At 64.9% G+C, this 15476-nt stretch carries 16 protein-coding genes; 5 read left to right on the top strand and 11 right to left on the bottom strand.

Translation table 11 applies throughout. The features are described from left to right. Positions 1-64 precede the first annotated feature (64 nt). The 3 genes from FG13_RS25255 to FG13_RS25245 form a co-directional block, all read right to left on the bottom strand. The gene (locus FG13_RS25255; protein ID WP_035825486.1) at positions 65-250 is read right to left on the bottom strand and encodes a CsbD family protein; all 186 of its coding nucleotides are present in this window, start codon (positions 248-250) and stop codon (positions 65-67) included. Between the two features lie 184 nt (positions 251-434). Beyond that, a complete protein-coding gene (locus FG13_RS25250) occupies positions 435-1070 on the bottom strand; it encodes a class I SAM-dependent methyltransferase (protein WP_035828723.1) in 636 nt (211 codons plus the stop codon). A gap of 68 nt (positions 1071-1138) precedes the next feature. Next, positions 1139-3208, bottom strand: coding sequence for a M13 family metallopeptidase (locus FG13_RS25245; RefSeq protein ID WP_051959667.1), 2070 nt, complete (start codon positions 3206-3208; stop codon positions 1139-1141). A 138-nt stretch (positions 3209-3346) separates the two neighbouring features. On the opposite strand from FG13_RS25245, the gene FG13_RS25240 reads away from it, so the two are divergent. Together FG13_RS25240 and FG13_RS25235 are read left to right on the top strand one after the other, a co-directional pair. Next, positions 3347-4174 (top strand): HDOD domain-containing protein, encoded by an 828-nt coding sequence (locus FG13_RS25240; protein WP_035828720.1) that lies wholly within the window; start codon positions 3347-3349, stop codon positions 4172-4174. A 223-nt stretch (positions 4175-4397) separates the two neighbouring features. Continuing rightward, entirely contained in the window at positions 4398-4649 is a 252-nt protein-coding gene (locus FG13_RS25235; RefSeq protein WP_235211804.1) for a flagellar protein FliT, read from the top strand. Positions 4650-5064: 415 nt separating this feature from the next. Here FG13_RS25235 and FG13_RS30240 read toward each other — a convergent pair whose 3' ends face one another. After that, positions 5065-6195 carry a type IV pilus assembly protein FimV gene (locus FG13_RS30240; protein WP_152598856.1) on the bottom strand — a complete coding sequence of 377 codons (1131 nt, stop codon included), beginning with the start codon at positions 6193-6195 and terminating at the stop codon, positions 5065-5067. Positions 6196-6366: 171 nt separating this feature from the next. On the opposite strand from FG13_RS30240, the gene fumC reads away from it, so the two are divergent. The 3 genes from fumC to FG13_RS25215 all read left to right on the top strand — a co-directional run bounded on the left by fumC (position 6367) and on the right by FG13_RS25215 (position 8472). Continuing rightward, positions 6367-7761, top strand: a complete 1395-nt coding sequence (fumC, locus tag FG13_RS25225) for a class II fumarate hydratase (RefSeq protein ID WP_035825479.1) — start codon at positions 6367-6369, stop codon at positions 7759-7761. 96 nt (positions 7762-7857) lie between these two features. Beyond that, entirely contained in the window at positions 7858-8079 is a 222-nt protein-coding gene (locus FG13_RS25220) for an RNA-binding S4 domain-containing protein (RefSeq protein WP_035825476.1), read from the top strand. Positions 8080-8187: 108 nt separating this feature from the next. Beyond that, positions 8188-8472: a hypothetical protein gene (locus FG13_RS25215; protein WP_035825472.1), complete on the top strand. Its 285-nt coding sequence runs from the start codon at positions 8188-8190 to the stop codon at positions 8470-8472. A gap of 4 nt (positions 8473-8476) precedes the next feature. Here the strand turns inward: FG13_RS25215 and bufB are convergent, their stop codons facing one another. The 7 genes from bufB to FG13_RS25180 all read right to left on the bottom strand — a co-directional run bounded on the left by bufB (position 8477) and on the right by FG13_RS25180 (position 15462). Continuing rightward, positions 8477-10099 carry an MNIO family bufferin maturase gene (gene bufB / locus FG13_RS25210; RefSeq protein ID WP_035825470.1) on the bottom strand — a complete coding sequence of 541 codons (1623 nt, stop codon included), beginning with the start codon at positions 10097-10099 and terminating at the stop codon, positions 8477-8479. A gap of 17 nt (positions 10100-10116) precedes the next feature. After that, a complete protein-coding gene (locus FG13_RS25205; RefSeq protein ID WP_035825469.1) occupies positions 10117-10419 on the bottom strand; it encodes a BufA1 family periplasmic bufferin-type metallophore in 303 nt (100 codons plus the stop codon). 266 nt (positions 10420-10685) lie between these two features. Beyond that, positions 10686-10886: a YjfB family protein gene (locus FG13_RS25200; RefSeq protein ID WP_034781856.1), complete on the bottom strand. Its 201-nt coding sequence runs from the start codon at positions 10884-10886 to the stop codon at positions 10686-10688. 57 nt (positions 10887-10943) lie between these two features. Beyond that, complete coding sequence (mobB, locus tag FG13_RS25195; RefSeq protein WP_035825466.1) at positions 10944-11480, bottom strand: molybdopterin-guanine dinucleotide biosynthesis protein B; 537 nt, start codon at positions 11478-11480, stop codon at positions 10944-10946. A gap of 95 nt (positions 11481-11575) precedes the next feature. Further along, positions 11576-13027, bottom strand: a complete 1452-nt coding sequence (locus FG13_RS25190) for an alkaline phosphatase family protein (RefSeq protein WP_081922708.1) — start codon at positions 13025-13027, stop codon at positions 11576-11578. Positions 13028-13127: 100 nt separating this feature from the next. Then, positions 13128-13829 carry a general secretion pathway protein GspB gene (locus FG13_RS25185; RefSeq protein WP_035825460.1) on the bottom strand — a complete coding sequence of 234 codons (702 nt, stop codon included), beginning with the start codon at positions 13827-13829 and terminating at the stop codon, positions 13128-13130. A gap of 1 nt (position 13830) precedes the next feature. Then, entirely contained in the window at positions 13831-15462 is a 1632-nt protein-coding gene (locus FG13_RS25180) for an AAA family ATPase (protein ID WP_035825458.1), read from the bottom strand. Positions 15463-15476 lie beyond the last annotated feature (14 nt).

Here is a 15476-nt window from a genome sequence, read left to right as displayed (position 1 = left end):
CGCCCGCAAATAAAACCGCCGCCTGTCTCGCGACAGGCGGCGGTTTTTTTATGCGTGCGTCAGATTATGGCTTGCGCGTTACGGTCTCGACCGCATCTTTCACATCGCCCACTTTCTTCTGCACTTTGCCTTCGACCTGGTTTGCCAGGCCCTTGGCTTGCTGTTCTTCGCTGCCGACCAGTTTGCCAGCTTGTTCCTGGATTTTACCGCCGACTTCCTTCAGTTTACCTTCGACTTGATCTTTGTTCATGATGGATCCTCACTGTAGTTGGTACATCTGTTGTCCTGCCCCGAAGGGCCGGTACTGCGGCTCACACGCTGCTTGAAGCGGCTTGCGCTGCTTGCTGCGTGTCGATGTGTCCATACTACGCTTGAGGTTGCAAAAACTATGTACGGTCCCTAACACATGCCAAAAATCAGCTAATGACGCATAATCAGCCCGCTTTGCGCCAGACCGTCGCCAGCCACGGCTGCTGCTCGCGCGGCAAGCCGGGCGGACGGTAATACTGCTCGATCAAGGTAAAACCGGCCGCCTGCAGGTAGGCGGCCCACGTCGCTTCGTCGTGGTAGCTGCCGTAGCGGGCGCCATTCCAGCCTTCCTGGTTCTGCCCGCGCGGGTTCGAGCTGAACAGCACACCGCCGGGCTTCAGGCACGCGACCAAAGCGCGCAGCACGCCGGGCAAGGCGGCGCTGGGCACGTGGAACAGCACGGCATTGGCGAACACGCCGTCGAACTGTGCGGCGGGCAGGTCGAGGTCAACGAAATCCTGCTGCCAGACGGTGCAGCCGCTGTAGGCGCGCGCCATCTCGACGAAGCGGGCGCTGCCATCGACACCGGTGGCGTGATGCCCCATGGCCGTGAACGCTTTCAGATCGCGGCCCGGGCCGCAGCCGAGGTCGAGAATCGCCAGCGGCGCCGGCTTGCCGATGGCGGCCAGCAGCGCGCTGATGTTCTGGCTGACGTCGTGGTCGCGCGTGCCTTCGAAAAACTGCTCGGCACTGGCGTCGTAATGGGCCAGGGTGCGGCCCGTGATGGCGTGGATGGGGTCTTGCTGCGGGTTCGGCTTCATGGCGGTCCTGTCGATATGTTCCGCCATTTTACGGTGCCGGCGCGCTAGGCGTGCGGCACCGTCAATGACTACCAGACGCGCACGCGCTGCTCCGGCGCCAGGTACAACTGCTGTCCCGGCTTGACGTCGAAGGCCGGGTACCAGGCGTCAAGATTGCGCACGGTGGCGGCGCGGTATTGCGCCGGCGCATGGCCATCCGTGAGGATTTGCTGGCGCGCCGCCGCTTCGCGCGCCTTGCTGCGCCAGCTCACGCCGTAGCCGATGAAGAAATCACGGTCCGCGCCAGGCTGCAGCGGCTTGCCCTGCTGCGACAGGGTGAACGCGTCATGCGCGGCCGCCACGCCGGCCAGGTCGGCCAGGTTTTCGCTCAGGGTCAGCTGGCCATTCACGGCCAGGTCGGGGAACGGTTTATAGGCCGCGAACTGCGCCACCAGTTGCTTGGATGCTGTCTGGAAATGCGCCAGGTCGGCCGGCGTCCACCAGTCGCGCAGCTTGCCCTGGGCGTCGAACTGCGCGCCCTGGTCGTCAAAACTGTGGCTGATCTCGTGGCCGATGGTGGCGCCGATGCCGCCATAGTTGGCCGCATCGGATGCTTGCGGGTCGAAAAACGGCGGCTGCAGGATGGCGGCCGGGAAGTTCAGCGCATTTTGCAGCGGCAGGTTGACGGCATTGACCAGCTGGGCCGGCATGGCCCAGGCCTTGCGGTCGGGCGACTGGCCCAGCTTGGCCAGCTCCTGGCGATAGTGGAACTGTTCCGCGCGCTGCACATTGCCCAGCGCATCGCCGCGCACCACGCGCAAGCCCGCATAGCTGTCCCAGCGCTCCGGATAGCCCACGCCCACGTACAGGGTCTTGAGCTTTTCCTGCGCCTGCGCCTTGGTGGCCGGCGCCATCCAGTCCAGCTTGTCGATGCGGCGCGAGAAGGCGGCCACGATATTCGTCACCATGTCTTGCACGCGGGCTTTCGATTCAGGTGGGAAATAGCGTTCCACGTACAGCTTGCCGACGGCGTCGCTGAGGGCCGCGTTGGTTGCCGCCAGCGCGCGCTTGCTGCGCGGCGACTGCTGCGGCGTGCCGCTCAGGGCGCTGCCATAGAAGGCGAAGCGCTGCTCGGCGGCCGCCTTCGGCAAAATCGTGCTGAAATGATTGATGGCGTGGAAGGCCAGAAAATCCTTCCACGTGGCCAGCGGCACGCTACCCACCAGGGCCGCGCTGCCCGTCATGGCCGTCGGATGCCAGACGATGAAATCCGTCTGCTGGCCCAGACCGGCCGCCTGGAAGAAGGCTTTCCAGTCCAGTCCAGGCGCCTTGCTGGCGAAGTCGGCGGCGCGCCACGCATTATTGCCCTTGGCGACATCGGCCGAATCCTCGCGGCTGGCGTGGCTGGCGGCAATTTGCTGCTCCAGCGCAAACACGCGCGCGGCGCGGGCCGGCGCATCGCTGTAGCCGGCCTGCTTGAGCATGGCCGCGATATGCGCCTGGTAGCCGGCGCGCAAGCCCTGCATGCGGGCGCTGTCGCCCTGGTAGAACGCGCGGTCAGGCAAGCCCAGCCCGCCCTGCAGCAGATACGCCACATTGCGCGTGGTGTCGTTCAAGTCTTGCGCCACCCACAGGCCGAACAGGTTTTCCGTATAAAAATTGGTGGCGTTGAGCGGGTCGACATCGGCGCGCAAGCTTTCGCCCAGCGCGCGGGCCAGTCCTGCCAGGTCGCGGATGCCATCGATCTTCTTCAGCAACGGCTTGATCGGCGCCCAGCCTTTCGCTTCGATAGCCGATTCATCCATCCAGGAACGGTAAAAATCGCTGACCTGGCGCGCCGAGGCATCGGCCTGCGGCGCCGCCGACAAGCCTTCGACGAGACCGATGATGCGCTCGTTGGTGGCGTTGGCGAGGATGGCGAACGAACCCCAGCTGCTGCGGTCGGCGGGAATCTCCGTCTTGCGCAGCCAGTCGCCATTCACGTAATCGTAGAAATCGTCGCCGGGCAAGGCCGTGGGGGCAGCGGGAACAACGGCGCTGGCGGCCGCCTGCTGGCCATGCGCCTGGGCGGGCAAGCCGGCCAGCGACACGCCGGCCAGGGCGAGGATAATGGCGGCCTGGACTGGCGTCCGGGACCAGGGAAAACGCAAACCGTGCATGGCGATCCTTTCGATGGAATAGTCAAAATCATAGCCTGTTTCCCATGAAAAAAGCGCCCCGGAATTTTTTTGCATGCGGACAAAAAATCGGCCTATAGTTTCACGACCCCGCGCCGCGCGAATGCCAAGGAGATTGCCATGCAACTGGAAGCGCTGTTTCAGCAACCCCACGCCCTGCCTGCCGCCCCGAAGATCGTTGATGAACTGGTGCGCAGTTTCGACAACCCCGCCATCGCCACCGAAGACATCGCCCGGCAGCTGGGAGCGGACCCGGCCTTGAGCGCCAAGCTGCTGCGGCTGGCCAACTCGGCGTATTACCACGTCTCGCGCAGCATCGGCACGGTGGAAGACGCCGTGCTGATGCTCGGCTTTGTTACCGTGCGCACGCTCGTCATCAGCTCGGGCCTGGTCAGCGGCTACAAGAGCGTGCCTGGGCTGAACCTGCCACAATTCTGGCGCTACAGCCTGCACAGCGCCGTGTCGGCCCGCTGGATCGCCAGACAGACGGGCGACAACCAGGATCTGGCGTTCACCATCGGCATGATGCATGCGATCGGTCAACTGGTGATCCATGCGGCCATGCCCGAGCAAGCCATGCAGCTCGACAAGATCGCCCCGCCGCTCGACGCGCGCCGGCTCGACGCGGAGCGGGTTTCCCTGGGCTATGACTATGCGCAGGTGGGCGCCGAACTGGCGCGCCGCTGGAAGTTCCCCCCTGCCTTTGCCGAGGCCATCGCCGCCTTTCCCGATCCGCTGGCCAAGGCGCCGTTGAACCGCCTGGCCGCCATCATCCACTTGGCCGCCTGGCGCGCCCGCGTCGATGAAAACGCGTTGAGCAATGAAGAAATCATCGCCTGCTACCCCAGCAACGTGGCCGAAGCGCTCGGCTTGCCACCCTCGGTGCTGGTCGACAAGATGCCGCCGCCCACCGAACTGAGCGCGGGACTGGAAGAACTCGTCAAATAAATCCATCAGCGCCGGCATCGTCGGCCCAGCATCCATGCGGCTTGGCGGGCGATTTCGGCGGCCCGCCAAAACTATGCAAATTATTTTCACTTTTTTTTCAAAAACACCCTCAAGTTCCGGATAAGCACGCCGTTAATCTAGACAAGCGGTAATCCATTCACTAGTTACGGGTGTGCTCATGACCTCCAACGACGTTCTCTCGATGTACGAAAATATTGCAGGAATGACCAATAAAATGGTCGTGGCCGCACGTTCGAGCGACTGGAATGACTTGGATGCCCTGGAAAACCAGTGCGCCAGCGCTGCCAGCGCGACCATGACAGGCAAGGTGCCTGCCCTGGCCGGCGCCTCGCGCCTGCGCAAGATCGACTTGCTCAAGCAAATTCTGGCAAACGACCGCGAAATCCGCGCCATCACGGAACCGTGGATGACGCAGCTGCCGAGCGCCATGCAGGGCGCCCGCGCCCGCATGTAAGAAGCTGCAACACCAGAAACGACAAAAGCACCCGCGGGTGCTTTTTTACATCTACCGCCTGAGCAAGGAGCGCGGCAGTTGCGGCGCTCGGGAACAAGGAGGGGGAATTTGGAAGGCGAGCCCCAGGTATCTCCTGGCGTCGCCTCGCTGCCGGTTGCATCCGGCGTTCGCGAGCACATCGTCGGCATCGCGAACCGCTTCCAGACCCAGGCGTTTATGCAACGCTACACCTGTTTGCCGCGCCACACTATCGTTGGTGACTGCGCCAGGCTGGGGCTGTTTTGTCGTAGAGCAAGTCCACTGAATTAATCATAACACCATCTTTAAGAAATAGGCAACGCGATTGGCAAGCATATCCATGTCTTTTTTCAATATCTTTTTTTATATCAAATTGTAGCGCAGCCTTGCAGCACGATTAACGCGAGAACGGCTCCGGTTCCGGCTCGGCTACCGTTCCATCCTCCACCGCCTCCGTCAGCACGGGCACATCCTTTTTCTTGCGGCGGAACGGTTTGCGCAGCAAGACCCAGTATTTCGACGGCGCGCCCGGCACTGCCGCCTGCTTGCGCATGCGCACGACATACACGATGAGCGCCGTCAGCAACAGGAAGGCCACGGTGCCGATGCCGAGCCACAGCAAGCCATTGCCGCCCGCCTTCTTGTCAGCGGCTGGCGCCGCGTGCAGGGGCTTGGGCTTGGCATGCGGCGCCGGCGCCTCGGCAGGCGCGGCAGCCGGCGCAGCAATGGCGGCGGCAGCGGGCTGAGCCAGCGCCTTTTGCAAGGCGCCGATCTTGCCCTCCAATTCGCCGAGCTTGTCATTCAGGGCCGCGTTTTTCTCATCCAGCGCCATGCACGCTTGCGCCTGCCCGGCATCCGCCTGCGGTGCGCAAGCGGCCACGGGCGCCGTGGCGCGGCGCAGCGGCGGCGCACGCAGCGCGGGCACAGCCGGTGTGGGTGCGGCGGGCGGCGGCACGAACACGCGCGCCGGGCGCACCAGGCCCTCGGCGCGCGCGCGGGCCGCCAGCGCGGCGGCATCGGGCGATGGCGCGCCAGTTACCGCGCGTGGCAACGGCGCGGGGGCAGGCATGGGCATGAGTACCGGAACGGCGGGCCTGGCTGGCGCACTGACGGCAGCGGCAGCAGGCGGCGCCGGCGTCAGCCACACGGTGCCCAAGCGCACGACGGCGCCATTGCCATTGCCCAGCAATAAATACAGATGCACGTGGCCCGCCTGGATCGCTTGCCGCGTAGTCACGCGCACATAGTGGCGCCCACCGCGTTCCAGCGGGCTGATCGTCAACCCCTGCAGGGCCGGATCCATGCCGATGCCGCCGCCGCGGTACACATCGGGCGAGGCCAGGCGCACGGCCACGCCGTTGGCTTCCTCGGGCGCCAGGGCCGTCAGTTCGATCTCGGCCAGCAAGGGCTGGCCCACGTGCGACAGCACGGCCATCTCGCCCAGTTCGGCCGCCATGACGGGCGGCGAGGCCAGGCTGGCGGCGGCGCACGCGATCAGGGACCAACGGAGAATAATGCTGCTGTGCATGGACTGATCGCTTTGATAACAGGATAAGAAGGGGGACTCGCCTGTCTTTAACGGCAGGAAATCGCAAAAATATAGATGGGCCACGGCAAAAATGATGCAATACAGCATCATCCTGTGCCTTTTTTGCGCCTGGAGTACACTCGATCCACCTCTATCGATGAAAGGGATGTCATGAGTAGCAGAATCGAACGCGACAGTTTCGGCCCGATCGACGTACCCGCCGACCGGCTGTGGGGAGCGCAAACGCAGCGCTCGCTTGAGCACTTCCATATCTCCACGGAAAAGATGCCGCCCGAACTGATCGCCGCCCTGGCCACCGTCAAGCGCGCAGCCGCCCACGTCAACCTGGACTTGGGATTACTAGATGGCAAGAAAGCCATCGCCATCACGCAGGCGGCCGACGAAGTACTGGCCGGCAAGCACGACGCAGAATTCCCGCTGGCCGTCTGGCAGACGGGCTCTGGCACGCAAAGCAATATGAACATGAATGAAGTGCTGGCCAACCGCGGCTCCGAGCTGATCGGCGGCTTGCGTGGCGCCGAGCGCCTGCTGCATCCGAACGACGACGTCAACCTGGGCCAGTCCTCGAACGATATCTTTCCCACCGCCATACACGTGGCGGCCGCCCTGGCCGTCGCCAACACGGTCTTGCCGCCGCTGCGCCAGCTGCGCGCCACCCTGGACGCGAAAGCGACGGAATTTGCCGACATCGTCAAGATCGGCCGCACGCACTTGCAGGATGCGACGCCGCTGACCCTGGGCCAGGAATTCTCGGGCTACGTGGCGCAGCTGGACTTTGCCGAGCACATCATCACGGCATCGTTGCCGCCGCTGCTGCAACTGGCCGCCGGCGGCACGGCCGTCGGCACGGGCCTGAATGCCCACGTGGAATTTGCCGGCCGCATCGCGGCCGAGCTGGCACGCCTGACGGGCCAGCCGTTCGAGACGGCCAGCAACAAGTTTGCCGCCCTGGCCGCCCACGATGCGCTGGTCGCCGCCCATGGCGCGCTGAAAACCCTGGCCACGGCCCTGATGAAAATCGCCAACGACGTGCGCTGGATGGCCTCCGGCCCCCGTTCCGGCCTCGGTGAAATCACGATACCTGAAAACGAGCCGGGCAGCTCCATCATGCCGGGCAAGGTCAATCCTACCCAGTGCGAAGCGCTGACCATGCTGTGCTGCCAGGTGTTCGGCAACGACGTCGCCATCACGGTGGGCGGCGCCTCGGGCAATTTCGAGCTGAACGTCTTCAAGCCCTTGATTGCGCACAACTTCCTGCAAAGCGCGCGCCTGCTGGGCGACGGCATGCGCAGCTTCGACGAGCATTGCGCCCATGGCATCGAACCGAACCGTGCACGCATCGCCGAGCTGATGGAGCGTTCCTTGATGCTGGTCACGGCGCTGGCGCCGCACATCGGCTACGACAAGGCGGCGCAAATCGCCAAGCAGGCCCAGCATGAAGGCACGACCTTGAAGGAAGCGGCGCTGGCCCTGGGCTTTGTGACGGAAGAGCAATTCAGTGCGTGGATCGTGCCCCTGGAGATGACGCGGCCCAACAAAAGTTAAGGCTCAGCCTGCATTCTCCCTCGCTTCATGTAAACTATGATCTTAGTTGACACCGTCATTCAGTGTTGAAAACACATCGTTGCAATAAGGGATACAATGCAAAAAGTAAGCTTTGATTTAACATCCGAGTTCGTCGAGCTGAACCAGCTGTTGAAGCTGGTCGGCCTGTGCGACAGCGGTGGCGCAGGCAAGGTCATGGTCGATAGCGGCGTGGTGAAGGTCGATGGCAAGAAGGAATTGCGCAAGACCGCCAAGATCCGCGCCGGCCAGGTCGTCAGCGTGGGCGATATCCGTATCACGGTCGTCGCTCCTGTCTGATTCCCGCATGGGGTGCGAAAGCGGCCCCATGCGTCCAGCTGGCTGCCTGGATCAAGCTGCAAACACGTCGTTATTGTCAGATAAATATCGATTGCGGAAGGGAGCGCCATGGACCAGCCCGAACAAGGTACGCGCAGCCAGGAACGCCTGATCGGCGACTTGCGCCAGGTAATAGAAAACGCGGAAGAATTGCTGCGTAACACAGACAAATACACCAGCAGCCTGTACCAGAGCGCGCGCGCCAGACTGGAACTGGCCCTCGTCGCGGCCACGGCCGAGCTGGCCCGCTTTGAAGAAGAGCAAGTCACGCGCATGATGGACGCCACCCTGGCCGCGAATGCCCTGTACCGCGATCAGACGGGCGAAGCGCGCCTGCTGCGAGCCTTCGAGTAAACTGTCACGCCGTCAATACCGCATGCGCCAGCCACTGGCGCAAGTGGGCGGCCAGGTCGAATGCCGGGTCCAGCTCGAACGCCGCATCGAGCGCGGCGCCAAACGTCTGCCCCTGCTGCAACATGACCAAGGCCGCATGCGCGGCCGCATCCACTACCAGCACCTGCGCCTTCCAGCGCGTCCGGCATACGAGCGCCCAGCTGGCCACCCGCATCGCCTGCGGAAACTTCCCCTGCTCGTCACCTTCCTGATGCGCCTGCCACAGGGCCGCCACTTGCCAGCTGGACGCCAGCAAGACGCAAGCGGGATGCAAGCGGAAACGCTGTGCTTCCAGTTGATCGGGATGCAGGGCGGCCAGCGACTCGGGCGCCAGGCCCTGCGCATCGGCCGCGTAATGGGCCAGGTGCACGGCCCATTCCAGGCGCGCCATGTCCGGCAGGTAGGGCAAGTCGGCCACAGGCGGGAAACTGGCGAGAAAATCGGCGAAACGGGCGCCAAACTCATTCAAGTCGGCGCTATCGGACGGGTACTGGCGGCCATACGCGCGCGCCAGGCCGCCAAAGAATGCCTCGCCCACCAGCGCCAGCACGACGGGGTAGGCGTGGCCCAGGGTGCGGCGCCAGGTGGTGCTCACGTTGCCGCGGTACAGCGAGAAACGCTGCGGCACGGCTTCTCCCGCGAACGCTGGCAGGGGCGCCACAGCATCGAGCAAGGCCATGGCAAACGCTTGCTGGCCGGCCGCCAGCGCGTCAAGCAACACGGGCGGCGGCGGGGACGGCAGCACCGTTCCCTGCCATGGCGCTTGCGGCGCATGGCGCGCCAGCATGGCTTGCGCCTTGTCCGCCTCGCCCAGCAGGACATCGAGGGCGGGCAAGTCCGTATCCCATTCGACCAGGGTAGGCATGGCGCCAAAGCGCAGCAAGGCGGCCGCATACAAATCCCAGACGGGATCGGCCACGGCGGCGCCATGATGGTCGATCACGGCGTGCGGCGTCAGCAGATGGCCGCCCAGGTGCAGCTCGCCCACGCTGCCTGGGGCGATCGACTGCATGGCCGCCAAAGCGTCTTCGCCGTGGTTGCACTGGTTCACATACAGGTTATTGATATCGAGCAGCAGGCCGCAGCCGCTGCGGCGCGCCAGCTCTGCCAGGAATTGCGCCTCGCTCATGGCATCGTCGGCAAAACGCAGGCAAGTGGAGACATTCTCCAGCAAGATCGGCCTTTTCAGCACGTCCTGTACCCGCCCCACTCGTGCGCATAACAAATCCAGGGCGGCGCCATTCAAGGCCAGCGGTAACAGATCATTGAGTTGCTGCTGCGCCACGGCGCCCCAGCTCAGGTGTTCCGACACGAGGGCCGGTTCGATGCGCTCGACCACGGCGCGCACACGCTGCAAATGGGCTTCGGAAAAGCCCCGCGCGGAACCCAGGCCCAGCCCGACGCCATGCAGGCTGATCGGGTAATCCTGGCGCAGGGCTTGCAGCACATGATTATCCCAGCCCGACGGCTGCAGGTAGTTTTCAGTGTGCACTTCCAGCCAGCCGACCTTGGGCCTGCGCGCCAGGAAGTCGCGGTAATGCGCGGCGCGCAGGCCGACGCCGGCAAGCGCCTGGATGGGCGGCGGCATGGGCAGGCGGCGGACGCTTAGGGCTGCGTGGCCGGTTTGGCAGCCTTGCCGGCCTTGATGGGCTTGACGGAGCCGCCCGCCTGTTCGCACGTGCCCTTGGCAACATAAGTCCATTCGGTCGGCAGGTTGTCCGCCACCGCCTGGCCCGCGCAGGAATGCGCGCCATCGGACGAGGCGCAATCGTTCTGCCCTGCCTTGGCCACGCCATAGCATTTTTCCTTGTCGCCAGGAGCGGGGCCATCGTGCGCGGCCGCGTTGAGAGTGGTGCCGGCACAGATGCCCGCGAGGGCGGCGGCGATGAGAGCTTGACGTTTGTTCATGGAAAATCCTCTTGCATGGGTCAAAGTAATCGATAAGTAATCGCGGCAAATCACGGCACGCCCCGGGCTGCAAGATGGGCAACGCGAGGTGATGGACGTCATTCTACTGAATCGGCCGCGCCATGGCGAACCATCTTCAATCAGTCAATTTTATAGAGGGAGGGGGAAAGCGGAAAGACAGACAAAAACGCCCACTCGCCACCGTTGATGACGGTGGTGTGGGCGTAAAGTAGTGCAAGCGCCAGAGTGGCGCCGCGGGACTGCGCTCAGGCGGTCGTGTTGATGCGGTTACCGAGGTGAGCCGGCAGGCTAGGCGCCGACTGTACCGGTGGCAACGCTGCCAGCAAGGCAGTGGCGGTCGAGCTTTGGATATCCTGGGCTTTTTTCAGGACAGTCAAGCCGACGGCTTGCCGCGTGCCTGTCTCCGCCATCGTGGTTGACAGTTGAGCAATGCTTCCGACGTCCATACGTTTCTCCAATGAGGTTCTACCAGTATTAACGGATGGCCGCGGCAAACCTTTAACTTATTTTTCCAGCTTATTTTCCAACTGCAGCAGCAGCCAGGCCAGCACGTGCTCGCGCGCATTCAAGTCCAACCATTCCACGCCTTCGCGCAAGTCGGCCGGCGCCGGGCTATCGGAGGCCACGGCGATCACATGCGGGTCGTGCGGATACAGGGGTGCCTGTCCCACTTCCGGGCGGAACACTTCCAGCTTGGGAATGGGATCCGTCTTGAAACCTTCGACCAGGGTCAGGTCTGCCGGCCCCATGCGGGACAATTGCTGCGCCAGGCTCGGCTCGGGCGCGCCGCGCAGCTCATGCACGATGGCAAAACGGTACGGCGACGCCACCAGCACTTCCGCCGCCCCGGCCAGGCGCAGGCGGGCACTGTCTTTTTGCGGCGGTTCCAGCGCCAGATCATGGTGGCTGTGCTTGACCAGGTTGACGCGCAAGCCGCGCGCCGCCAGTTCCTTCACCACAAATTCCAGCAGGGTCGTCTTGCCGCTACCGGAACGGCCGATCACACCGAGTACCGGGTGTGTGGGCATCGCATCGTGCATGGTCACTCCTTGATTGAGAAGGAATGATTATACGCAGCCCCACGGACGCGACCATCCGGCACAGGCGCCCTGCATTGCCCCGCGCATCGCCCAAGTCAAGCGCCGCCAGGTTTTCCACCATTCTTCGCGCCGGCGGACACCTGCCGCCGGCGCCTGCCTGTGGACTTCGGCGCTGTCGTTCCCACGGTTTTACTATTCACCGCCTGCGCATTCCTGGCCGTGCGTGCCAATTGCCGGTGGGCGGCGATCGCGCCGGCCTCGGCATCGGACTGGAACGGTACGGCGGCAGCGGCCGCCACTTCGCCATCAGGCTGGCAAGCGGGCGCCAGCGGCGTAAAATCCTGCGCCCGCACGTCCGCCTCCCATGCGGCCCGCTGCGCCAGCACAGCAGCGGGCACGGCGGGCGCCGCGCGCGCTTGCGCCAGGGTCAGCACGGCGCCCAAGCCACTGGCGGCCGCCACGCGCGCGCCCATCTGGGGCAAGGCGCCATCGGCGGCGCGGCAAAAGCGCTGCAAAATGGTTTTGATGATCGACGTGTGATCGACCACCTCGTGGCTGACGCTGCCCGGCGCGATCAGCGGCGACACGAGCAGCATGGGCACGCGCACGCCGTAGCGGCGAAACGCGGGATCGTCATCGATGGCGGGGCCCGGCGGCACATGGTCGAAAAAGCCGCCGTGCTCGTCATAGCTGAGGATGAGCAAGGTGCGTGCCCAGGCCGGTCCGCGCGACAGGGCCTGGTAGACCTGCGCCACCAGCGCCTGGCCGGCGCGGATATCGGCCGGCGGGTGGTCGTCATTGTCAAAGAAATGCGGATCGATCCAGCTGACGGAGGGCAAGGCGCCCGCCAGCGCATCGCCGATGAAGCCATAGCGGCGCGCGCTGGAGCCGAACGGTTCGTACATTTCCGACGAGCGGTAATGGTCGTCCGTCAGCGCCAGGCTCCAGGGCTTCCAGGCGGAATAGAATTTCCAGCTGACCTGGGCACGCTCGAGGTGGCGCACGAAGGACTTGTTCGCATACAGGGGCACGCGCTTGCTGTCGTGGCTGCCGGCCGCCTTGCCGCTGATGGCATACAGGCGGTTGGGCCAGGTGGCGCCCGGCACGGAACTGTAGCAGCGGTCGCAGACGCAGAACTCCCGCGCCAGGAAATCGTACATGGGCAAGTCGGATGCATTGTAGTAGCCCATCACCAGATCGATGTCGGGGTCGCCCGGATGCGTTTGCGCATAGTCGTCGACAAAGCCGCCATTATTGTTTTGCAATTGCTGCGCCACCGACATGCCCGTATGCGACGGGTCTTGCTGCGGGCCAAAGGCCGTGCGCCGCAAATGGTGCACGGGGTAGCTGACGCCCGCATGCACATTGGCATGGCTGGCCTGCAAGCCATCGATATCGGCGCGCCCGCCTTCCAGGCTCAGGTAGCCGAGCATGTGGTCAAACGAGCGGTTTTCCATCATCAGCACGACGATGTGGTCGATGCGCGCCAGGTTTCCAGGCACACCCACATCCAGAACACCCTCACCAGCAGCTGCGGCAGCAATCATCGGACCTCCCCGGCCGCGCACACGGTCGCAGCGACCCTGGTTCGACCAGGCCTGGCCAGTATGGTTCAGCTATGGCGGCCCGGCCTTGATGCACAACAACTCAGTACGGCACGCGGTAGCGATAGCCCTTGAAACTGAAGATGGCCGCCTTCGGCTGCAATTTTTCCAGCACCAGTCCCGGCGCCAGCTCCTCGCCTTCGTGGCGCAAGACCTTGTCGATCAGCAGCAGTCGGTCGGCCGGATTCTTCGAATAGATATAGCCGCCGATGGCGACCGCAGGGATTTGCCGCTGTATCGGCTCTGGCAAGTCGCGCATGCCGGGCACGGTCTCTTCGGCAGCAGGCGCAGGTACGGGCACGGCAGGCGCCGGAGCGGGGACAGACGGCGCGGCCTGACCGGGCGACTCCTGCTTTGGTTCCGCCACAGGCCTGGCATGGTGCACGGGCGCGGCGGTGGCCGCTGGCGGCACGGGCGTGACTTGCGCAACGGGAACTGGCGCAGGCGCGGGGGTCGCCGGTGGCGCAGCTACCGGCATCGGCGCGGGCACAGCCTGGGCCAGCACAGTCGGGACGACAGCAACGGCCGCCGGTGCGGTGGCTGCTGCCTGCCAAGGCTGCCACAGCAGCAATGCGGCCACCACGGCTACCGTCACGCCGCCCAGCGCCAGCCAGACGGGCGCGCGCCGCGCCGCGCCGGACGAGGCGGCATCGTGCAACTGCACTTGCGGTGCGTGGATCGACGGCAACTCGCCAAGTTGGCGCTCGGCTTGCGATTTTTTCAGTGCTTCTAGTATGTAGGACATCTTATTTCCCCGCCACCATCGCCGTCGCAGCGGACGCCGCCACGGCAGGAGCTGCGCTGCTCAGGCGCGGCTCCGAATTGTCACCCAGCTGCATCAGGCGTATATACGTTTTCGGACCCGCCAGGCCATCGGCCCGCAGGTTCTGGCTTTGCTGGAAAGCCCGCAGCTGGCCTTGCATCTCGGCGTCGAGCGGCAGATTGGCGGCCGGCGCCGGCAAGCCCCGCTGTTGCGCGAGGCGCTGCGCCAGCCAGTCCACGTCCGCGCCGCGGGCGCCCAGCGGCACCTCGTCGCGCCAGCTACGCGGGGCGCGCCAGAAGGTCGTGAAACCGCCATCGCTGCGCTGCGCCAGCTGGGACAGCGGCAGGCTTTGCTGCTTACCGTCGAGCATCAAGGTGGCCGTCTCGTCCTGCAAGCGCGTCAGCAGCGCCAGCTGTTCCCTGCCCTCCCCGTCGCGCAAGGCCAGCAGGGCGGGACGGTCCAGCACGCGCAGCTCTGCGATGCCGCCACGGCTGTGCAGGCAGCGCAGGCCGGCGCGCGCGCCCGCCTGGCAAGCGTCGCCGGCCGGCAACTGCTCGCCCCACAGGCTGGCCAGCTGGCGCAGCATGGCGTTGCGGTCCGGCACGCTAGCGGGCGCGGGCGCAGGAACACTTGCCGCAGCGGGCGCTGCCGGCGCCACCACGGCAGGTGCTGTCGCCACGGCCACTGTGGCAGGCGCATGCGGCATGAAATGCCAGGCCAGCGCGGCCGTGACCACGGCGCCAGCCAGCACGCCACCGGCCACGTGGGGCCAGCGCAGGCCCCGTCCGGCAGCCGGCTTGCCCTCTTCCGCAAACACTTCCTCGGCGGCACGGCGCAGGATCTGGCGCGTCACCTGCGGCTGGTTTTCCACGTAAGCGCCCAGCAGCGCGCGGTCGCACAGCAGGTTGATGCGGCGCGGCACGCCGTGGCTCATGGCGTGAATTTGCGCCATCAAACGGGGCGCGAACGGCGTCTGCGCCGTGCTGCCCGCCACGGCCAGGCGGTGGCGGATATAGCTGGCCGTCTCGTCCGCCGTCAGCGAACCGAGGTGATAGCGGGCGATCACGCGCTGCGCCAGCTGCTCCAGTTCCGGCCGGGCCAGCATGGCGCGCAACTCCGGCTGGCCGATGAGGATGATCTGCAGCAGCTTGCGCTCGCTCGTCTCCAGGTTGGTCAGCAAGCGCAATTGCTCCAGCACGGCGGCGGACAGGTTTTGCGCTTCGTCAATGATCAGCACATTGTTCTTGCCCTGCGCATGGCTGGCCAGCAAGTGCGCATTGATGGCGTCGACATAGCCTTTCACGCTGGACACGCCGGGCGCCACGGCGATGCGGAATTCCTCGCAGATCGACAGCAGCAATTCCTCGACGGACAGTTTCGGATTGAAGATATACGCGAGCTGGCAGTTTTCCGGAATCTGCTCCATGAAGCAGCGGCACACGGTGGTCTTGCCGGCGCCGATTTCTCCCGTCAGCAGCACGAAGCCGCCGCCGCTGCCCACGCCATACAGCAAATGCGCCAGCGCTTCGCGGTGGCGTTCGCTCATGAACAGGTAGCGCGGATCGGGGGCGATCGAAAACGGCGATTGATTGAGCTGGAAATAATGCGTGTACATGGAGACCCTGCGGA

Source organism: Janthinobacterium sp. RA13 (assembly GCF_000745325.1).
GTDB lineage: Bacteria > Pseudomonadota > Gammaproteobacteria > Burkholderiales > Burkholderiaceae_D > Janthinobacterium > Janthinobacterium rivuli.
Note: the sequence above shows the minus strand (reverse complement) of the source record. Positions and strands in the feature narration are given on the sequence as shown.